The organism is Edaphobacter sp. HDX4 (assembly GCF_036877565.1).
Classification (GTDB): domain Bacteria; phylum Acidobacteriota; class Terriglobia; order Terriglobales; family Acidobacteriaceae; genus Edaphobacter.
This window is the reverse complement of the sequence record NZ_JAEDXW010000025.1, coordinates 19,150-40,618: the sequence shown is the minus strand read 5'-3', so window position 1 is coordinate 40,618 and position 21,469 is coordinate 19,150. Positions and strand designations below refer to the sequence as shown.

17 protein-coding genes are annotated in these 21,469 nt (G+C 55.2%); 8 read left to right on the top strand and 9 right to left on the bottom strand.

Annotated features, from left to right (window positions below; all coding sequences use genetic code 11):
* Positions 1-16: 16 nt before the first annotated feature.
* The 7 genes from JAO29_RS19535 to JAO29_RS19505 all read right to left on the bottom strand — a co-directional run bounded on the left by JAO29_RS19535 (position 17) and on the right by JAO29_RS19505 (position 8,973).
* Positions 17-1,192 carry a glycosyltransferase family 4 protein gene (locus JAO29_RS19535; RefSeq protein WP_334269950.1) on the bottom strand — a complete coding sequence of 392 codons (1,176 nt, stop codon included), beginning with the start codon at positions 1,190-1,192 and terminating at the stop codon, positions 17-19.
* Positions 1,193-1,208: 16 nt separating this feature from the next.
* On the bottom strand, positions 1,209-2,153 hold the full coding sequence (locus JAO29_RS19530; protein ID WP_334269949.1) for a hypothetical protein: 945 nt from the start codon (positions 2,151-2,153) through the stop codon (positions 1,209-1,211).
* Complete coding sequence (locus JAO29_RS19525) at positions 2,134-2,847, bottom strand: sugar transferase (protein ID WP_334269948.1); 714 nt, start codon at positions 2,845-2,847, stop codon at positions 2,134-2,136. Before JAO29_RS19525 ends, JAO29_RS19530 begins: the two co-directional genes overlap by 20 nt.
* A 13-nt stretch (positions 2,848-2,860) precedes the next feature.
* Positions 2,861-4,045, bottom strand: a complete 1,185-nt coding sequence (locus JAO29_RS19520; RefSeq protein ID WP_334269947.1) for a DegT/DnrJ/EryC1/StrS family aminotransferase — start codon at positions 4,043-4,045, stop codon at positions 2,861-2,863.
* A gap of 51 nt (positions 4,046-4,096) precedes the next feature.
* Positions 4,097-5,674: a Gfo/Idh/MocA family oxidoreductase gene (locus JAO29_RS19515; protein WP_334269946.1), complete on the bottom strand. Its 1,578-nt coding sequence runs from the start codon at positions 5,672-5,674 to the stop codon at positions 4,097-4,099.
* Positions 5,675-5,711: 37 nt separating this feature from the next.
* Positions 5,712-6,890: a DegT/DnrJ/EryC1/StrS family aminotransferase gene (locus JAO29_RS19510; RefSeq protein WP_334269945.1), complete on the bottom strand. Its 1,179-nt coding sequence runs from the start codon at positions 6,888-6,890 to the stop codon at positions 5,712-5,714.
* A gap of 100 nt (positions 6,891-6,990) precedes the next feature.
* Entirely contained in the window at positions 6,991-8,973 is a 1,983-nt protein-coding gene (locus tag JAO29_RS19505) for a GumC family protein (protein ID WP_334269944.1), read from the bottom strand.
* 755 nt (positions 8,974-9,728) lie between these two features.
* Between JAO29_RS19505 and JAO29_RS19500 the strand changes: the two genes are divergently transcribed.
* Entirely contained in the window at positions 9,729-10,403 is a 675-nt protein-coding gene (locus JAO29_RS19500) for a Crp/Fnr family transcriptional regulator (RefSeq protein WP_334269943.1), read from the top strand.
* A gap of 28 nt (positions 10,404-10,431) precedes the next feature.
* On the opposite strand, the gene JAO29_RS19495 is transcribed toward JAO29_RS19500, so the two are convergent.
* Positions 10,432-10,743: a hypothetical protein gene (locus JAO29_RS19495; RefSeq protein ID WP_334269942.1), complete on the bottom strand. Its 312-nt coding sequence runs from the start codon at positions 10,741-10,743 to the stop codon at positions 10,432-10,434.
* 473 nt (positions 10,744-11,216) lie between these two features.
* Here JAO29_RS19495 and nusG point away from each other — a divergent pair, with 473 nt between their 5' ends.
* The 5 genes from nusG to lhgO all read left to right on the top strand — a co-directional run bounded on the left by nusG (position 11,217) and on the right by lhgO (position 16,747).
* On the top strand, positions 11,217-11,783 hold the full coding sequence (gene nusG / locus JAO29_RS19490; protein ID WP_334269941.1) for a transcription termination/antitermination protein NusG: 567 nt from the start codon (positions 11,217-11,219) through the stop codon (positions 11,781-11,783).
* Positions 11,784-11,838: 55 nt separating this feature from the next.
* Positions 11,839-13,212 (top strand): nucleotide sugar dehydrogenase, encoded by a 1,374-nt coding sequence (locus tag JAO29_RS19485; RefSeq protein WP_334269940.1) that lies wholly within the window; start codon positions 11,839-11,841, stop codon positions 13,210-13,212.
* Positions 13,213-13,286: 74 nt separating this feature from the next.
* Positions 13,287-14,276, top strand: coding sequence for a glycosyltransferase family 2 protein (locus JAO29_RS19480; RefSeq protein ID WP_334269939.1), 990 nt, complete (start codon positions 13,287-13,289; stop codon positions 14,274-14,276).
* A 95-nt stretch (positions 14,277-14,371) separates the two neighbouring features.
* Entirely contained in the window at positions 14,372-15,331 is a 960-nt protein-coding gene (locus JAO29_RS19475) for a polysaccharide biosynthesis/export family protein (protein WP_334269938.1), read from the top strand.
* Between the two features lie 108 nt (positions 15,332-15,439).
* Positions 15,440-16,747: an L-2-hydroxyglutarate oxidase gene (lhgO, locus tag JAO29_RS19470; protein WP_334269937.1), complete on the top strand. Its 1,308-nt coding sequence runs from the start codon at positions 15,440-15,442 to the stop codon at positions 16,745-16,747.
* Between the two features lie 210 nt (positions 16,748-16,957).
* Here lhgO and JAO29_RS19465 read toward each other — a convergent pair whose 3' ends face one another.
* Positions 16,958-18,274, bottom strand: a complete 1,317-nt coding sequence (locus JAO29_RS19465; protein ID WP_334269966.1) for a sugar MFS transporter — start codon at positions 18,272-18,274, stop codon at positions 16,958-16,960.
* A gap of 681 nt (positions 18,275-18,955) precedes the next feature.
* Between JAO29_RS19465 and JAO29_RS19460 the strand changes: the two genes are divergently transcribed.
* The gene (locus tag JAO29_RS19460; protein WP_334269936.1) at positions 18,956-20,038 is read left to right on the top strand and encodes an agmatine deiminase family protein; all 1,083 of its coding nucleotides are present in this window, start codon (positions 18,956-18,958) and stop codon (positions 20,036-20,038) included.
* Between the two features lie 67 nt (positions 20,039-20,105).
* Positions 20,106-21,458: an amidohydrolase family protein gene (locus JAO29_RS19455; RefSeq protein WP_334269935.1), complete on the top strand. Its 1,353-nt coding sequence runs from the start codon at positions 20,106-20,108 to the stop codon at positions 21,456-21,458.
* Positions 21,459-21,469 lie beyond the last annotated feature (11 nt).

Genomic DNA, 21,469 nt, shown 5'->3' with positions numbered 1-21,469 from the left:
TCAGTAGCCAGTCCGATCATGTCGCGACGGCTTCCGCATCGGGCACAGCCTGTGTGACGAGCAGGGATGAATAAAAAGCAATCAGCGTCTGCTCTTCATTGACCCAGTTGAACAATCTCTCTACAGCCTTTCTGCCTCGTTGGCCCATCGCTTCTGCCTCACGCGGATTCAACGCCAGGTATTCAACAGCTTCTGCAATCGCTTTAGGATTTAGTGGGTCAACGAGTATCCCGCAGTCCGTCTCCTGGACGAAGCTTCGCCAGAGTGGAAAATCTGACGCAATGACCGGGATACCGGCCGCCATGTACTCGAAGAGCTTCGTTGGCTGTGAGGCAATGAAAGTCTTTTCAGGATGGAGGATCACCAGCCCAGCAAATGATCTGCCGAGCAATGGAGTGAGATCTTCACGCTTCAGCTCGCCATGCCACTGAACATGTCGCCACTGTGACTTAGCGGAGAGGTCATCCAAGAGCTCCTTCACATAAAACCATCCCGCCAACTCCAGTTTGATGTTGAGCTTTTCCGGTAGAAGGTCCATTGCCGCCAGCATCTCGCCTATCCCCCGGGCCTCAGACATACCGCCGTAATAGGTGACTGACCCGCCACGGGATACCCAATCAACACTCTGGGGACGCACGAACTCCTCAAGTATCGGGAAGTTATTGACCACTACAACCCTTTTGTGCACTCTAAGAAATCGGTTCTTCAGATAAGGTGTAGCTGTAACCAGCCCACTCATGCAGCCGGCAAGCAAACCTTCCACGCGCTCCACAATCCACTGCAAAGGCTTCCGAATATATTTCGGCAGGTACAGCTTTATGAGTATCTTTGTGGGAAGATCCTCGTGAACATCGTAGACAACTCGCCGGCCGGCTGCGCGAAGTATAAGCCCAACAATTAGAAGATCGGGGTCGTGGACATGATACAGATTCGCCTCTGCCCGAAATGCCTCTCGGATTATCCGCACTAGCTTGGTCGTGAATCTCTGCACTCTCCCCTTGTTGGCTCCCAATCCATGCACCTTAACCCCGTCCACGACGGCAGTAAGATCGAAGTTCCCAATTAGAAGCACGTCATATCCGGCACGTGCGAGCGATCGGCATTCCTTGTTATAGATCCGGCCATCGAGTGGAGGATGAGCCGAGGTCAGGTGCGCAATGCGATAACGCTTGGAATTTATGTTGATTGCCATCGAGACTTGCTATCTCCTACGCCTTTTGAGGTCGAAGCACCCGAGCAGCTAAAAGCATCGCTTTGTCAACAGCCCATCGGTGTTCCATGGACGTCAACTCGCCAGGGGAAATGCTGCTGGAGGCTCTCTCGGCTTTGAGGAAGTCCAGAAGAGTAGACACTGGCACAAACCAGCCGTTTCGCCCTGCCAGCAGGCGCAACAATTCCTCAGTCCTCGCGTGAACCCTGCCGTCCTTCGCAAAGCCACAAGCAAGGTGCGCATACATAATGCATACGCCTCTCTCCTCCACAAGACGATCCTGATTTGCCTCGGACAGAGTTTCACAAAAGATGGATGCATTTGCGCCCGTGCAGCTACTGAACCAGTAGTTCACATATGGCCGCGACGAATCATGATATGGCATTGTGGGATTAACTCGGTCCAGATTGATCTCTCGGAAGACGAAATTGCGTACGTACTCTATCGTTCCGCGACATAGGTCACCCCAAAAATATGGGGTGGCCGGATTATGCCCTTCGAAGGCATACTTTGGATGAAGAACCATACCGGCGTTATATAGCCTTCGCAGGCGAGTGAAACGTGCGGCGCCCCAGTAGATGTTGTCTCGATTCGTCGAGTGATTGGCATGGACTCGGGGATACATCCCAACTACTCTGCGATATTCTTCCAGTCCTTCCTTCACCACCTCGCGGGTTGAATGATGGTTGCGGACGTTGTGCAGTGAGATTTCGAATCCCTGTTCCTTCAGATTCAGAACATATCTCTGATACTTCCCTTCCTGTAGACTCGCTCCCCCCAGTCTTCCACAATCGACGCTGGCAAGCGGCCATACAGACTTTGTCGTCTTCATACCGAGTTCTGCAAGAAGGCTATAGATGGGTTGAATGTTCTCAACGGTACTCAGATCAGTGTCGTCAAGGATCGTAAAGGCGAATTGTTTGTTACCTGGAAATCTGTTCATCCGTTTCCATCTCGTTCGCGTTCTCCGCTGTCTGCCACCATCGTATGAGTGGCAGACTCACGGTACGCAGCAAAATACGACAATCGCTAAGAAAGGTAGCCTGTGCAGCATACTCAATATCGAGCCTGGCCTTCGCCGGAAGAAGTTCCTCAAGGTAGAAGGTTGTAAGGTCTTCGGCCGGCACTTGCGCCAACAGTTTCTCTTCCCGACTAAATGCGAGGCTTGCAGCCCCGGTAATTCCTGGAGTCAGGTTGAGAACTCTCCGATGTTCCGGGGCTGCCTGGTTCCAGAACTCCCTCAAATCAGGTCTCGGACCCACCAGGCTCATCTCGCCCTTCAGTACGTTGACCAGCTGGGGTAGCTCGTCCAACTTGCTCTTGCGAAGCAGTCTCCCTATGGCCGTCACCCTGGAATCGCCTTCGCGGGTCAACCCGGATCCCCTTCGCACCGAAACCTTCATGGTACGAAATTTGAGGAGCGGAAACTCGACTCCATCGCGACCTGCTCGTCTCTGCACAAAGAAGATCGGACTTCCTGAGCTCACAAGAATCGCCGCGCAAATCACAACAATCAACGGTGAAAGCACGACTAGCCCGAAGGTGGCCGCGGCCACATCTATGCACCGCCGCCTCTGCGATGCACACCAGCTCGAAGCAGTGTCCGCCTTGGATAAGGATATAGCGCTATCGCACATGAGACTTCTACTCCTAAGAAGCACACGCCGGGACCCGACGACAATTCTTCTGTACGAAGTGTTCGACCGCGCCCGCGACGCGGTCAACCTCGGCGTCTGTCATATCCGGATAGATCGGTAGGGAGATACACCGTGCGAACGCATCCTCAGCGTTGGGCAAATCTCCCGGGCGGTAACCATACCGATCACGATAATAGGGGTGCAGGTGCAGCGGAATAAAATGGACACTCGTACCGATCCCACCCTCCTTCAGTTCCTGTATCAGTTGATTTCGTCCTACTGTGAGCATCTCTGATCTGAGCCTCAAAATAAACAGGTGCCAGGAATGCTCGACGTTCGCATCTCCAACAGGAGGCATCTCTAATTCGTCAACACCAGCGAGTCGGCGAAAATATAGGTCCGCGATTTCGCGACGACGCTTGCAGAACGTCTCCGCCTTTTTCAGCTGTGCCCGTCCCAGGGCGGCGAGCAGATCAGGCATGTTGGCCTTAAATCCCGCATCGACAATCTCGTAGTACCACGAACCCTGGTTGGTGTACCGCTTCCACGCATCGCCACTTATGCCGTGCAATCGCATCACAGAGGCTCGCTTGGCATATACCTCGTCATTTGTGGTTAGCATCCCTCCCTCGCCGGTGGTAATTGTCTTAGTAGCGTAGAAACTGAAGGCTGTAACCTCGGATATGGAGCCAATGCGCCGACCGCAATAACTTGCTGGAATGGCGTGGGCCGCGTCTTCAATCAGGTGAATGGAATTGCGGTCTGCAAGATCGCGGAGTGCCTGCAGGTTGCACGGCTCGCCTGCCATGTGAACACCTATGATCGCTCGCGTCCTGGGAGTGACTTTTCTTGCGGCGTCAACGGGATCAATATTAAAACCTCCCGCTACACTGTCGCACAGTACGGGAGTCGCTCCCAGATACACTACGACCTCAGCGGTTGCGGCGAAAGTGTACGTTGGTACCAGGACTTCGTCCCCAGCTCTGATACCTATGGCCTCAAGTGCTAGATGGAGTGCCGCCGTGCACGAGTTTACGGCGACCGCATATTTGCACCCGACGAAGTCCGCGAACTCACGTTCAAATTGTTGGGTGACCGGGCCGGTCGTCAGCCAGTGAGACTCAAGGACTTGTTGGACGGCGGAGATTTCTTCTTGCCCAATCGAAGGGCGATGAAAAGGAATGAAATTATCTTGCATGGCAACACTCCAGTTGAAGACGTCAATTCGTCAGCAGGACAAAAGACCCGTTCAGGCCGCTACAACAGACGTGGAAACCAACTCTCGGCACGTGTTATCACTTACTTGATAGTCACGGCCGCATGCAGCGCATGTTATTTCATCGGCGCCACACAGCCGGACCCCGCAAGCACAGACCCATCCAGACAACGTCGCAGGAACACCCATGACCAGGCCGTAATCCGGAACGTCGTGGGTGACCACGGCGCCGGCTGCCACGAAGCTATATCGCCCTAGCGTAGCCCCGCACACGATAGTTGCGTTGGCCCCGATCGAAGCTCCTTGCTTAACAAGTGTTCGCCTATACTCGTGTTTTCGTTCGATGTGGCTGCGCGGGTTCATTACATTGGTGAACACCATCGATGGACCACAAAAGACGTCGTCCTCCAGCTCCACCCCTGTATAGACCGAGACGTTATTCTGAATCTTCACGCGATTGCCTATCTTTACTGAAGGGCTGATTACGACATTTTGTCCAAGGTTGCAGTTCCGACCGATATGAGAGCCGGTCATGATATGGCAGAAGTGCCATATCTTCGTTCCTTCGCCGATCTCACACCCCGGATCAATAATGGCAGTCGGGTCTGCGAAATACTCAGGCGCTCTTTCTCCCAGCGCGACGGCTCGGCCATGACCACGCAACGATCTCTCACACGCATCGAGCACGCGTAGCACCCTGAGACCTTCCCGTGCATCAGTTCGCGGCGGTACGCGTGTAACGATACTCTCAATAAATTGCTCACACTCTCTTCGTAAGGGCTCAACGTCCGGAAGAGAGATCACCTGTCCTTCATCCCTGCACGCCGTTGGTAGCCGGTTCACCCAATCGATTCGGTGCGGGTAGAGAATTAGCTTCCGGTCTTTCTCTACGTCGTCAAACACCGCTGTCTTCTGCTCTCCAACTATCACCATGCGCTGCTCTTTGAAGGGATGCAGCCAACTTACAAAGATGTGAGCTTTCACACCGCTTTCGAATTCACAGGCAGCGGTTGTCGTGTCATAGATCTTTGGGTTTATGTACGACCCGCCTGTGGCTGTCACGCTAACCGGCATCTCGTTAAGGAGATAAAGGATCGCGGAAATATCGTGTGGCGCGAAGCTCCACAGTATGTTTTCTTCTGTGCGAAGCTTGCCCCAATTTAGGCGCGAAGAATAAATGTACTGAATTCTCCCCAACTCTCCGGCTCCGAGTAGCTCTTTGAGCTTCAGAATCGCCGGATGATATTGGAGAATATGGCCGACCATGAGGATCCTGTTCCGCTCTTCCGCAATCCTCGCAAGTTCTTCCCCTTGGCTCGCAAGCAGCGACAGGGGCTTCTCGACATATACATCCTTGCCAGCCAATATGGATTCTTTTGCCAGTTGGTAGTGCTGTGCGGCGGGCGCAGCGATAGCGACTGCATCGATCCCGGAATCACTCAGAACATCTTCAAAGGATGAGCAGGTTCCGACTCCAAATTTGGCGCGTGCATCATCGAGAGCTGAGGTGTTCGAATCGCACACGCAAGCCAGCACTCCAAGCGCATGAAAACTCCGTACGAGATTTTTTCCCCAATATCCATTTCCAATAACCGCAATCTTCGGTAGCATCCATTTTCTCCTTCGGGGTTGGCTAAGGGTTTGATAACTAGTGATTACCTCGATAAAACTGCGCTATGCTCGCGACGACCGCGCACTGGTCCTTCAGCGGCAGCTCCGGGTAGATCGGTAACGATAGTGCCTCCTGCGAGGCGGCCTCTGCATTGGGAAAGTCTCCGGCCCCGTAACCCAGATATGCGAACGCTGGCTCCAGATGGAGCGAGCTCGGATAGTAGACCTCTGACGGAATTCCTTGAGCTTGTAAGTGCGCTCGCAGCTCGTTACGTCGCAACGCTCGAATGGAATATTGGTTATAGACGTGGCCCTTCGGATGGCTGCAATAAGGCAACGCTAGTCTTTGGGCCAGTTCGTGCTTCGCGAACAACTCACGGTATCGAAGAGCATTTCTGCGCCGTTGATCTGCCCACTCGTCCAGATGACGAAGCTTCACTCGAAGCAGTGCGGCCTGCAACGCATCGAGCCTGCTGTTGATCCCAAGAAGCTCATAGTGGTACTTCTCTCGACAACCATGCACCCGCAGAATGCGGAGCCGTTCAGCTAATTGCCCATCGTTCGTTGTGACCATCCCCCCGTCTCCCGCTCCACCCAGGTTTTTGGAGGGGAAGAAGCTAAAGCACCCAAGGGTTCCGAGACTGCCAACTCCCCTTTGCTCCCATCGTGCGCCTATCGCCTGCGCCGCATCCTCTATTACTGCCAGATGGTGCTTTTCTGCCAGTTTCAGAATTGCGTCCATGTTCGCCGGCAGCCCGAACAGGTGAACAGGCATAATGGCGCGGGTTCTTGATGTGATCGCTCCCTCGATCTGCCTCTCGTCGATGTTGAATGTGTCCGACCGAATATCAACGAAGACTGGCCTGGCACCTATACGGGCGATGGAACCTGCCGTTGCGCCGAAGGTAAATGGCGTCGTGATGATTTCATCGTTTGGCTCGATTCCAAGAGCCATCTGGGCCAGCAGGAGAGCGTCAGAACCGGAGCCGCATCCGATGGAAAACTTCGCCCCAACATACTGTGCTGCTTCACGCTCCAATGCCTCAACCTCGGGCCCCAGAATGAAGTGTTGCGACTCCAGAACTCTTGTGGCTGCCGCTATAAGCTCCTCACGGATTGTCGCGAATTGAGCTTTTAGATCCAGGAAAACGATTCCGGTGCCCGCGGCTCCTGTGGAGGCCGACAAATCGCGCTGAGTGGACATATCTGTGATCAAGCGACTCCTCCTGAAAACCGGTCATGTACTTCAATCCACATGGATAGTCCAAGCTGGATCGACTATCCCCGGGCGGCTCCGCATGCAGAACTTGCAAGGACTAGTAGCTATAAGCGCCGTATCTATGGTGTTCATCCACTCCGTTGAGGACAATCGATAGGATCGGGGCCGACTTCACCATCCCAAGTAGGTCCATGCTCCGCGTTATTGCACCTCGAGGGGTTTGACCTGCACGGCCTACTAAAATCACACCATCAACAAGGGTGGAAACGGCCAGGCCGTCCGCATAGAGCAGTATTGGGGGGGTGTCAATGAGGACGAAATCAAAGCTCTCTCGCAGACGATTCATCAGCGCTTTGATCGGATCTCCTGTCAGCAGATAATTACTATGCTCGGTGGGCAAAGTCGCAGGAATGATTGTGAGATTAGCTATCTCGTCCATAGGAGACATCACCTGTTCGAGCGTTGCAGTCCCCTGGAGGTAATGCTCCAGTCCGGTCTCCCGTGTGAGGTTGAAGCTCCTGCCCACCATGGGCATCTTGAGATCCGCGTCAACCAGGCATGTCCTGCCGTGTTTTGCGAGCGCCACTGCCAGGTTATTGCAGAGAGTAGTTTTGCCTTCGCCGGGAAGAGGCGAAGTGACGAGGGTGACCTTTGGTGCGCGCTCCGGACGGGATACAAACAACATCGTTCTCAGGGTATTTACTGCTTCCGACTCAGGCGAGTCCGGGCGCTTCAGGAAGAAGCAATCTGGTCCAATGTGACCGCTGTCGCGTTCGCACTCTAGTTTCAATTGGCTTCTATTTGTCGAGCCTCCGCTTGTTTCGTTCTGCTTCCGCTGGATGATTGGAACTACCGTCACGGCCGGCAGGCCGGTCCAGTCGCGCACCTCTTCGGCCGTGTGAATGCGATCTTGGAGGCGATCTTTTATGAACGCCAATGCCACGCCGCCAATCAGCCCTAAAAAGATGCCCCCCAGTATATTGAGTGTCCGCCGCGGGCGGGTCGGACGGTCAAGTATTCGCGCCCGGCTCACAATATGAATGTTGCTCGACTTCGATGCCGCGGCAATCCCCGCCTCTTTGACCTTCGCGTAGAGATTGTCATACAAATCTCGATCGGCTTGCGCCTGGCGCTTGAGGACGTTGTACTGCGATAGCACCGCAAGATCTTGGGTCGCGCTATCGACTGCTCCACTCAATAGAAATTCGCGAGTCCTGGCTGCACGATAGTTCGTCCGGAGTTCAGATACGATCACCGCGGTCTGCGACTTGATCTGATTTTGCAGCTCCGCTACTTGGTTCTCCAGCTTCCGCACCTCCGCATGATTCGGGCCGTAAATCACACGAGACTGGGCGAGCTGGGCCTCACTTTCAGCAAGCTTCTGCGTAAGGGCCTGGATAACGAGGTTACTGCGGACTTGAGGTAACGCGTCAGGAGCGTTAGTTCTAGCTAGAAACGATTCAAATTGGATCCTGTCAGACGAAGCTTGGGCCAGCTGCTTGTTCAGGTCGCCCATCTTCTCTGCATAGGTATTTGAGTTCGGATCGACGTCCGCTATCCGCGTCTTCGTGCCGTACTCAGAGAGGGCGCGGGCAGACGCCTGCATTTTGGCTCTGATGTCATCGAGATGCCCCGACAGCGATGCCGAAGACTCTTCGATCGCCTGGCGGCGTGCCTGCAGATTCTGCTCCACCAAGAGGCCCATCAGCGTATTGACGACATCGGCGGAAAGGCGTGGATCATGCGCAGCGAATGTTACTCCTACCAGGCGACTAGAAGGATCCCGTCGAATGGATATCTTTGATTTGAAGTTCCGAATAGCCGCAGTCTCTCTCTCCGGCGATCCGTCGGATGCGTTCCCCTCACCATTCTTCGTCGCATTTGACAGGATCTCGGGGTTGGACTCCAGATGAAGCTTTTGGATTGTCTGCAGTGCCATGTCATCGGTTTGGAGCTTTTGTGCCTCGGTCGCGATATATTCCGAATCAATCAGTCCCACGCCACTGGCATCAAGAGAAAAGACCTCGGCTCCGGGCGGATCAATCTGCAGGCGTCCCTCCGACTCATAAACAGGTTTCATTGCCAGAGTCGCCACCACGACAGTCCCAGCTACAACAAGAGCGAATAGGGCCGACCAGCGCCACTGCTGCAACACAACATCGAACGCACGTAACCACTCACTCGCGCGACGTCTGCAGGGTGGATGAGGTCTTCTAGGTCGCGCTCTCTGTATCCCCGCAGGCGGGGCTTCGCCAAGCTCAACCGCAGTGGAATACTGGGGTAAGTTCATGATTTTTATATGACTTACGTCGTTTTCTAGTTTCTGGCCCGACCAATGGTCCCTTACAAAATAGGCCCGTGTCGGACATCGCGGCATATTCCCGGGGTCGAACGACACACACCTGAGAAGAGCGCTTATAACCCAGAGCTCCCCTCGGACCGCATCCAACCCTAGCGCCCTGCGTTCTTTTGCGTCGGTGTGTTAGATCACATAGCCTCAAAAAAACTCGCGTACTTAGGCGTTAGATAATGCATAACCCGCGTCATAACCAGAACGACACTTATCTCGCTCTAGGCATAGCTTCCACTTTTGTAATAGAGTATCGCGGGGTGAGGGATCCACTTAGGGCATAAGCAGTCTTGCAGGTGGCATTCACGGGCCCAGGCATATAAGAGTGCTTTCCCCCAACCAACTCCCCGGGACTATCAAATGGTCTAAAGAAAGCGATAGTTACTTTCCACTAATGAGCGAAGACCACGGTTACATTCCCCTAGGGCTGGAGGTCATGGATGCTCAGAGCTTCAAAACCGCAGGAACTTCTGGAGAATAGTTTGTTGCGCTCACTTTCGGCGGAAGCACGCGCGCGCCTCTCTCCAGTTGTGCAATATGTATCCCTTCCGCTTGGACATGTGCTTTATGATGCGGGCGGCCCGCTTGATAGCGTCTATTTCCCATGCAGTTGTGTTGTGTCGTGCCTCTACACCACGCACGACGGAGCGACTGCCGAGATGGCTCTTATAGGAAACGACGGTGTTATAGGCATCGCTTCATTTCTGGGGGGAAGCGCCCCTCCGCATCGTGCCGTTGCGCAGATCGCGGGCGACGCTCTTAAAGTGCCGGCTAGGTTCATAAGGGCGGAGTTTGCACGTAATGGATCTCTCCAACGCGTCCTGCTGCGTTATACGCAAGCGCTGATCGTCCAGATCTCCCAAACGGCTGTCTGCAATCGACTTCACTCGGTAGAGCAGCGTCTGTGCCGATGGCTCCTTTTGTGTCACGACCGCGTCAAGGGCGCTGAAATCCGCATGACACAGGAATACATCGCAAATATGCTCGGCGGTCGACGCGAAAGCGTAACTATTGCGGCTGGACATCTGCAGGACTTGGGCCTGATCCAGTATTCCCGCGGGCATATCACGATCGTAGACCGAAAAGGCCTCGAACTTATGGTCTGCGAATGTTATCAAACGGTAGAAGAATTTGACCGCCTCCTCGCTGAGAAGCGGTAGACCAGAGTCAGCAAGTAGGGGCGTGATGCTAATGAAGAAGGCGCTGAAGGAAGTCTCTCAGTTGAGAGAAGTTATCTGGTCGCGTTGCATAGATATTTCTATCAACTTCCACCTCGGCACCTTCCGGGATCGTCTGCTCACCAAATAGAACGATCGCCACATTTGCGCCAAGCCCAGCGTTGTGGCGGATTCGTTGCGCAATTACAAGATGTTCCTTGAGCCCACGGCCCAGGTCCATCAAAACCACGTCCGGTGGATCTGTCCGAGCCCGTGAGATCGCATCTTCTTCATTCCTCGACGCCACCACACAATGACTATTGTTACTGAGCATCTTCTCCATTAGGTAGCGCGTCTCGTCGACGTCGTGGAGTAATAGAAGGACCTGACGGCGTTCGCTCTCTTTATGCATTAGATTGTCCAAGGTGGATATGACCGCATGCAGCAATTGCTACTAAATTGCAAGACATCTAGGCCCTCGCGTCTGTGCAATAAATTACATAGTGATGACCATATTTTTTCTACTTGGCTAACTCAGTAACTTACGATGCAGCCATGGATGCACCGTCGAGCGCCATCAATCAATAAAATCACGGCTTTCGCAGTTTTGAAACAATAATGTGCGTTGCCGCACAGACGCAGGTTCCCGGGATATCTAAGTTTAGGGTCCGATCTTGAAAACGGGCCAGGCACTTGAGCTAGTTATGCAGGCTGCGGCGGCCACTTCCATTACCTCCAGTTACCATAAGGCTGCCAGCCGCCGGCTCACTACAACCAACTTCGGCCCGCTCATCGGGCAGTTAGGAAGGTAGGGTCGTGTCACAGAAAGATTCAACGGCCACCACGGATCTGGAGCCACACTGGTACGCCGTATACACGCTGCCCCGTCACGAGAAGTCGATCGCAGACCATCTCGTCCGCCAAGGTCTGGAGACATATCTGCCACTCTACGCATCCACGCGTAAATGGAATCACCGTATCGTACAACTTGATCTACCGCTGTTTCCTGGATATGTGCTTGTCAAGATCGTCATAACGGAAAGAGCACGAGTTTTGTCTCACCCTGGAGTAATTCGCCTCGTGGGCTTCAACGGGATAGCGACCGCTCTTCCCGACGGGGAAGTTGAACGACTGAGATCCGTGCTCTCCGTCTGGAAGGCCGAGCCTTATTCATTCTTTGCCGCTGGAAAGCAGATAAGGGTTACGTCCGGACCATTTGCAAACTTTGAGGGCCGAATCATTCGGCGTAAAGGGAAGATGCGCTTGGTTGTGTCTCTCCAGCTTATCCAGCAAGCAATTGTGCTGGAGATGGATGCAGCGGAAGCACAACTCGCCAGGCCGCTGACACTGGTCGATAACCCGGGGAGATCGGCCGCTTTATGACGAATACCATCTTCGTACTTGGGGCCTTAAATAATCCTACTCAGCAGGAATCGTGATGCCGACACTTACGACGACTCAATCGCCCTCCGCAATCGCGCTAAAGGAAGAATTTGTCGACAAGGTTAATTCGAGGACCGCACATATCGGGGTTATAGGACTTGGATATGTCGGGCTTCCTCTGGCCTTGTTGTTCACGGAACAGGGATTTCCGGTGACGGGCTTCGATGTCGATCGAAGCAAGATCGACATGCTCACATCCTCGCGATCCTATATCTGCCGTATTCCGGAGGCCGATATCGCGCTCGCTACCAGCCATGGCTTCCAGGCTACTGCGGATTTCGAACGCATCTCGAGTATGGATGCGGTCATCATCTGCGTCCCCACACCTCTTACGGAATACCGGGAGCCGGATCTGAGCTTCATTACTCAAACGGTCCGTTCGGTTGTACCTTACCTGAAGCCTGGCCAGCTAATCGTCCTTGAGAGCACAACCTATCCGGGAACGACAGCAGAAATCGTGGTTCCTCTGGTGGAAGAAGGTAATGGTTCAGAACTGCGTGTCTCCCGGAATGAGGAGCAGGGGGGCAATGTGGTCTTCGTGGCATTCTCACCGGAACGAGAGGACCCGGGGAATAACACTGTCGCGCGAAGCGATATTCCGAAGATCGTCGGGGGCATGGACCGCTATGCCAGCGAAATCGCCGCCGAACTCTACGGCTCCATCTTTCGACGAACTATACCTGTCTCGAGCACAGGCGTCGCGGAAATGACGAAACTACTCGAGAATATCTATCGTTGCGTGAATATTGCGCTCGTCAATGAATTGAAGCTTCTATGCCTTCGAATGGGAATTGATATCTGGGAGGTTATCGCGGCGGCCAGCACAAAGCCCTTCGGCTTCCAGCCCTTTTATCCTGGTCCGGGCTTGGGGGGGCACTGCATTCCCATCGATCCGTTCTATCTCTCATGGAAGGCTAAAGAGTTCGACTTTGCAACGCGCTTTATTGAACTCGCGGGCGAGATCAATATGGCGATGCCATACCATATGGTCGAATTTATTGCGGAAGCACTCAATGCAAGGAGTAAGGCTCTCAAGGGCGCCAGAGTTATGGTTCTTGGAGTCTCCTACAAGAAGGATATCGACGATCTTCGTGAATCCCCGGCTATAACTATCATCGAGACGTTACAGAAGAGCGGAGCCGTCGTCGGATATAACGATCCGTATTTCCCTAGGATTGGTAAGGGACGAAAATACGATCTCCAGTTAGAGTGCGTTCCGCTCCAGGACATCGGCCAATACGATTGTGTGGTAATCCTAACGGACCATTCTAGCTACGACTATGCACAAATAGTTCAAGACGCTCAGCTCATTGTGGATACCCGCAATGCTACTCGCGGGCTAAGTTCGACAAAGATTGTTCGTTGCTAGTTATTCGAATCATGGTTATAGATCATTCAAATTCGATTGTCGACGAGAGCAGAAGCCCTCTTGTATCTGCAATTATGGCCGTCCGCAACGAAGAGAGGCATATCGAGCTGGTCCTCAGCTCACTTCTGCAGCAGAAAACCACGGGGTGGGACATCGAGATCATCGTTGTGGACGGCGATTCCACAGACGCGACCGGCGATATCGTCAAGCGGGTCGCGAGTTACGACTCTCGCGTCAAGCTCATCACAAACAAGCACCGGAAGACCCCATACGCATTTAATCTGGGTATCGAGAAGGCTCGAGGAGAGTACATCTGCATCTTAGGAGCTCATACCCGCTATGCGAATAACTATATCGCCACCTGCCTTGACGAACTCAAGCTTCACGGGGTTGCAGGTTGTAGTGGAAGGGTAATCGTGCGCCCCGGGGGAGATAGTCTCCAGGCTCGTCTTATAGCGTGGACCCTGTCTCATCCATTCGGAACATCTTCCGGATCTATGCGAACCAGAGCCTCAGGATTCGCAGACTCCATTCCTTATCCACTCTTCCTAAAGAGCACCGTTGTAAGTGTGGGTGGCTACGACACCGCACTCCATCGCAACCAGGATAACGATCTGAACCAGAGACTCCGTGCACAAGGCCACAAACTGTATATCACAGACAAGACGTGCTGCGAATACTTCGTTAGCAAGGATCTTCTATCGCTCGCTCGGTACGCTTACAAAACCGGCTACTGGAACATTATCAGCGTCAAAATGAATCCTGCGTCCATGTCCATGCGCCATTTCGTTCCCGGCGCATTCGTTCTGGCACTCAGCCTAAGTATGTTGGTGGCGGGGTACTCAATTATGACGCACGCCCAGTCCTGGATGAGCCTACCCCTGATCCTGCTCGTCGCACTGTATAGCCTCGTGTGCGTCACAGCTTCGTGGCATACCGCCTGGAGAGAGCGATCGCTGGAGCCTCTCCTCATGCCCCTTTCTCTCTTTCTCCTTCATGCGGTCTATGGTGCAGGTACTTTGTCGGCTATTTTGGGCAATGCTCGATCTCCTTCCAGCCACTAACCTTCTTTTTGCAGATCACTTATGTTCCACCGAAGATCATCGCGATTACCTCGAAGACAACCCAATAGACACGACATCTGCGCCGAGGAGCACATATGTATAAGACTTGTTTGAACTCAGCCTTGGCTCTTGTCTTGCTCGTGGCCCTTACCCTGACTCCAGGTTTTGGCCAGACGCCTGCTGCTGCGCCCCCCATAGTGCCACCCCCTCCCGCTTCTGAGACATCATCCCATCTCACGTCAGCGGACATCATCCTCGAAAGTGGAGATCTGCTGGACGTGGCCGTCGCCGGAGCTCCCGAATACCGTTACGAAGTTCGGATAACCTCCACCGGTTACGCTTCTCTGCCGATGTTGGGCAATCTGAAGATTGCAGGCCTCTCTACGCCTCAGGCAGAAGCTGCGATCGCGCAGCGGCTGCAGGAGAACGGATTCTTCAATGATCCTCAGGTTTCGGTCTTCGTAAAGGACTATGCTGCTGCGGGTATCTCCGTCCTGGGCGAAGTGCAAAAGCCTGGCATCTATCCTTTACCTGGCAATAGAACCCTTCTCGATGCCATCTCAGCGGGTGGCGGGCTGACTCCACGAGCCGGAAAGATCGTGACCATCACTCATCGCGGCGCGAAGGATAGACCTGAAACCCTCCCTCTCTCACAGGCTGATGGTGAAATGACAAACGTCGCGGTGCAGCCGGGGGATACGGTTGTGGTCTCGAAAGCCGGGATGGTGTATGTCGTTGGCGACGTGAAGGAACCAACCGGAATAGTCCTTGATAATCCGCACCTAACCGTTCTTCAGGCCGTTGCCGTGGCACACGGAACGAATCCTACAGCTTCGCTTAAAGATGCCATGCTCATCCACAAAACCACCGGGGACACGCCACAACAAACTCCAATTCCACTCAATACTATTTTGACAGCGCAATCGCCCGACCTTGAGTTGCATGCAGATGACATCGTCTTTATTCCTAACAGCCGCGCTAAGACTATAAAAATTCGTACTTTCGAAGCACTCGTGCAAACAGCGACTGGGCTCGCGATCTGGGGTAGGTATTAACCTCGGCATTGCGACCGGCCACGTCTACGCTGACATCTCATTGTTGCGTTCCTTTTATGTTCAGGTAATCGTCCTAATTCCGACTGGCACATCTACTAACGCATCCCCATGGCCTTCGAAGCAAATATCGCGGTTATAGGCGGAGGAATCGTAGGACTAGCGACCGGCCTTGAACTCACCAACCGCTTTCCGCGGCTTCGCCTGGTGATCATCGAAAAAGAGTCCCGGATCGCGGCCCACCAGACGAGCCACAATAGCGGCGTCATTCACTCCGGAATCTACTACAAACCTGGCAGCCTCAAAGCAAAGCTCTGTACCGAAGGCGCTGCTCTGCTCATGCGCTTCTGTCAGGAGCATGAAGTACCTTTTGAGGTATGCGGAAAAATCATCGTCGCCACTCGAGAGGCCGAACTTCCACAACTCGAAGAACTCTTACGGAAAGGCACTGGAAACGGGTTGACTGGACTTCGGATACTCAGCGCTGAGCAGATTCGCGAGCTCGAGCCGCAAGCCGCCGGCATTCGCGGGCTTCACGTCCCAGCCACAGGCATCGTGGATTACGAAAGGGTAGCTAACAAGTACGCGGAACTGATCGTGCGCAATGGTGGCACCATTCTGCTCTCTCATGAGGTGATCGGATTGCGACATTCCGACAGCCACACCTTCATAGAGACAACCGGTGGGGCTGTTTCGGCGAACCTGGTCATCAACTGCGCCGGCTTGCACAGTGACAGAATCAGCCGCATGAGCACTGCGAAACTCGATCTGATGATCCTGCCCTTCCGCGGCGAATACTATGATCTCGTAGCGCCAAAACGGCATTACGTTAACTCCCTCATCTACCCCGTACCCGACCCGCGCTTTCCTTTCCTCGGCGTGCACTTCACTAAGCGGATCGGAGGAGAGGTCGAAGCAGGTCCTAACGCTGTGCTCGCCTTCAGGCGCGAGGGGTACTCAAAGAACTCGTTTCGTGCAACAGATGTCTTCGAATTCGCTACTTTCCCAGGGTTTTGGAGAATGGCGGCGACGCATTGGAGGCTATCGCTCGGCGAATATTATCGTTCCGTCAATAAAGCGGCTTTTGTTCGGGCGCTCCAGCGGCTCATCCCAGCTCTCACGGAAGACGACCTTGAACCAGGTGGCTCGGGAGTACGAGCGCAGGCCCTTCATCTCAACGGCAACTTGATCGACGACTTCCACTTCGCGTACAGCCAGGGCATTTTGCACGTCTCTAACGTACCTTCACCTGCGGCCACGGCATCTTTGGCGATCGCACGGCATATCGTTGATATGGTCGTAAACGATTTCGACTTGGATCGAAGCAAGTTCCGGGAAACAGACACCGTCGGATTGCCGGCAATGCCAAAGATGGCAATCGCATATCCAACAACTTCCATACGTCCTCCGAGATGGTAGTTGGAACGATACAAGAACGCCATCCTGAGCGAAGTTCTCCCTCAGTCCTTTTGAAAGTGTCATCCTGAGCGAAGCGCAGCGAAGTCGAAGGATCTGCGGTTTCCAATCCGTCCACGTGAGCGGGTGCCCCACATCTCGGCTCTGAGATGTGGAGCCTTCGAGCAAAGCTCGAACCATCACACGACCGCGGAGCCCACGAATCCCACTACATCAAGCCACCCCGACCTCGCGCTCAGCCCGCCTTCCGCCCAGATATCCAAATAGCGCGATGTAGATGTAGCAAACCGCCGGAATCACAAACGCATGCTGTACCCCGATTGCATCGGCCAGATGCCCTTCTGCCAGCGGAATCAGCGCTCCGCCCACAATCGCTGCCACCATCAGGCTCGATCCCTTACTCGTCAGCGGCCCCAGCCCGGTCAGGCCCACCGTAAAGATACTCGGGAACATCACTGAATTAAACAGCCCAACCGCAAGCATAGCCCACATCGCCGTGTGACCGTGCGTCAGGATCGACATCACCACCAGCGCAAACGCCACCACCGCCGCCGTTCCCAGAACCAGGCTTGTCCGTACCTTCGTCAGCAGCCACGAACCGATAAAGCGCCCGACCATCGCTCCGCCCCAGTACAGCGAAACATACTTCGCCGCCGTCCTCTCTGAGAACGCCGCGATATCCGGCAGCGCGAAGTAGTTCACCAGGAAGCTCCCGATCGAAACCTCCGCCCCCACATACACGAAGATTCCCAGCGCTCCCGCCAGCAGAATCGGATGCCGCCAGATGCTGTCGTTCTCCGTAGCATCCAGTTCACCCGGACGGATGTCGCGCGTGAAATCCATCGTCGGCATCTTCAGCACGGCGAAGGAGATCGCCAGCAGCACCAAGGCAAGCCCAATCCCCATATACGGCAGCCGTACCGACGAAGCCTGCTCCATGCGGTACTGCTGCAGCGCTGCAGCCGAAAGCGTCTGCAGCTTCTCCTGCGCCACTTGGGTCGAGCTCAAGATCAGGATGCCACCGAAGAACGGAGCCACGAACGTTCCAAACGAGTTGAACGCCTGTGCCAGGTTCAGCCGCGACGACGCCGTCTCCGGCGGTCCCAGGTTCGCCACGTAAGGATTCGCCGCCACCTGCAGCGTCGTAATACCAGCTGCCAGGATCACCAGCGCCGATAGAAACAGACCGAAGGAGGCCGCAGTCGATGCTGGCAGAAACAGGAACGCTCCCACCGCCATCACCAGCAGTCCGATCACCATCGTGCCCTTATACCCGCGCCACTCCACCAGCTTGCCTGCGGGAAGCGCAAAGATGAAGTACGACGAGAAGAAGCAGAACTGAACCAGCATCGCCTGCGCGTAGTTCAGATCGAAGATGCCCTTCAGGTGAGGAATCAGAATGTCGTTCAGACAGGTAAGAAATCCCCACATGAAAAAAAGCATCGTCGCGATGCTCATGGCCCGGACGTCGGTCTTCGTCGCTCCGGTATTCTGCGTTGTCGTGCCTGTCGCTCCAACTCCAATGGCCATATTCTGGGTAACCTCTGCGGCGTGGATAAAACGCTTAAACTCTCTTACGCCCTCCCATCCTAATACGCCGAAACGGGCGACTGCTCCGCGACCACCAAAGGAGGCCTTCAATGCCCATCCCTCACCGTCCACGAGACCCTGCGCGAAGCCCGGCTGATGATAACGGTGAGGCCCTCCACCCACAATCAACCAGATGTGAGGTCATACTGCTACGCTCTCTGTCTCCCTCAAAACCGTGTCATCCTGAGCGAAGCGCAGCGAAGTCGAAGGATCTGCGGTCCCTCCACCTCGCGCACGCAAATCCCGCACCCACCGCGAAGGGTGCCCCATATCTCGATCCTGAGATATGGGCTCATTCGAGCGAAGCTCGAACCGCCGCGTTTGATGCCAACGGGTTCTAGCCCGGACAGCATACCTCTCCCCCGCCACAATACCCCTGAGCAAGACGCAGCCGCAGTTGCAGAACCTGTCAACTCCCGAACCGCCATAACCCCTACTTCGTCAACGACATCACCTCTGCCGACCAGTTCCCTCAGGCTCGCTATACTTAAACCAGCACAACCAAACCGAGGTCATGTACTCGACACCAACGCGAGGTCCGGACCTAAGTCAATGTTTAGAAGAGTTTGAACAAAATAGACGGGGGTAGGGTACCCTCCTCATTCAGGACAAGAGAGCCAGATGACCACACCCCGCGAACGAAACTTCCGCATGCCGGCCGAATGGGCGCTCCATACCGCTACCTGGATCGCGTGGCCCCATAACTCCGAAGACTGGCCCGGAAAGTTCCAACCCATCCCCTGGGTCTACGCCGAGATCGTCCGTCACCTCTCCGGCGTCGAAGACGTCCACATCCTCGTCAACGACGAGGCCGCCGAGAAACGCGCCCGACGCATCCTCCTCCGCGCCGGGGCCAACATGGCCCGCCTCCACTTCCACCCCTGGCCCACCGACCGGGTCTGGCTGCGCGACTCCGGCCCCATCTTTATCAAGGCTGAAGGCTCCCCCAAGAACCCTCAGGGCGAACTCGCCGTCACCAACTGGCGCTTCAACGCCTGGGCCAAGTACGACAACTGGCGCCGCGACGACCAGATTCCGCACCACGTCGCTGGGCTCTACGCCCTGGAAGAGTTCCAGCCGAAGCTCACTGGCGCGGACGGCAAAGAGCATCGCCTCGTCCTCGAGGGCGGCTCCATCGACACTAACGGTGCCGGCGTCCTAATCACTACAGAGGAGTGCCTCCTCTCCGAGGTGCAGCAGCGCAACCCCGGCTTCTCGCGCCAGCAGCTTGAGCAGGCCTTCCACGACTACCTTGGCATCGACCAGGTCATCTGGCTCAACCGAGGAACCGCTGGTGACGACACCCACGGCCACGTCGACGACATCACTCGTTTCGTCGCCGAAGACACCATCCTCACCTGCGTCGAGCCCAGCACCCACGACGAGAACCACCTTCCCCTCGCCGAAAACCTCGACCGCCTGCGCTCCGCCCGCAATCTCGCCGGCAACCCCTTCCGCATCGTCGAGCTGCCCATGCCCGCTCCCGTCATCTTCGACAACCAGCGACTTCCCGCCAGCTACGCCAACTTCTACATCGCCAACGACCTCGTCCTCGTCCCCACCTTCAACGACCCCAACGATCGTCACGCTCTCAACATCATCGCGGACTGCTTTCCCGGCCGCTGCGTCACCGGAATTCACTGCACCGACTTCATCTGGGGTCTCGGCGCGCTACACTGCATGACGCAACAGGAGCCCGCGTAATTCACCTTTACGTGAGGCATCCAAGAAATTACTGTTTCGTGCTGTAAATAAAACTTTTGGAGACCTGATGCGTACCCTTGCCTGCGCCCTTATGTTCTCAGCCTCTCTTGCCGCCTTGGCCCAGCAAAAAGCCATCCTCCTGCACGATGCCGCGCTCGTCGACGGAACAGGAGCGCAGGTCCGCCCTCACGTCGACATCACCTTTCGCAAGGGCTACATCGACAGCGTCCGTCCAGCCTTCACCAAGGACGCTCCGAAGAACGTCGAAATCGTCAACTGCACCGGCAAGACCGTCATTCCCGGTCTCATCAGCGCGCACTCGCACCTCGGCATTCTCCTCGACAACGCCACGCCCTCGCCAAACGCCTACACAACCGAGAACGTCACTAAGGCTCTCAACCAGTTCGAGCGGTACGGCGTCACCACCATCGTCTCTCTCGGGCTCAATCGCGATCTCGTCTACCAGCTCCGCGATCAGCAGCGTGAAGGAAATCTCGGCGGCGCAACCATCCTCACCGCGGGCCGTGGCATCGGCGTCCCCAAGGGAGCGCCCGGGCTTGATGTCGCTCCCGATCAGATCTACCGTCCTGCAAACGCCGAAGAAGCTCGCAAGGACGTCGACGAGATGGCATCGCATCACGTCGACCTCATCAAGATGTGGCTCGACAGCGGCCACGGCAAGATTCCTGCAATGGATCCCGCGGTCTACACCGCCCTCATCGAAGAGGCGCACAAGCACCATCTCAAGGTCGCCGCTCACGTCTACACCCTCGCCGATGCCAAAAGCCTGATCAACGCCAACGTCGACATCTTTGCGCACTCGGTCCGCGATCATGTCGTCGACCCCGGCTTCGCCCAGACCCTCATCGATCACAAGATCTGGTACATCCCGACTCTGGCCCTCGACGAGGCCTTCTACCTCTACGCGGAAGATCCCGCGATCATGAAGTCCGAGTTCTTCCAGCAGGCCGCGGGACCCGAGCTGCTCGCAAAGCTGCAGGCGCCTGACTACGCCGAAAAGACCATGGCCGCCGCACAGACCGAGCAGGCTAAGAAGGATCACGAGATCGCCATGAAGAATCTCAAGACGCTCTACGATGCCGGCGTCAGCATCGGCTTCGGCACCGACTCGGGCGCGGTTCCTGGCCGCATCCCCGGATTCACAGAACATCGCGAGCTCGCAGATCTCGTCTCCGCCGGTCTTACCCCGCTCCAGGCGATCACTCTCGCAACCGGAGAGAACGGACGCCTGCTCCACGAGATCAACTCCAAACTCAACGTAGGCCTCATCAAGGACGGCTACTCCGCCGACATCATCATCCTCTCCGCTGACCCGCTGATGGACGTCCACAACACCCACAAGATCGACGCCGTCTATCATCACGGCGTCCTTGTTCCGAATCCTGCACCACAGAACTAGTCCTCGACGCG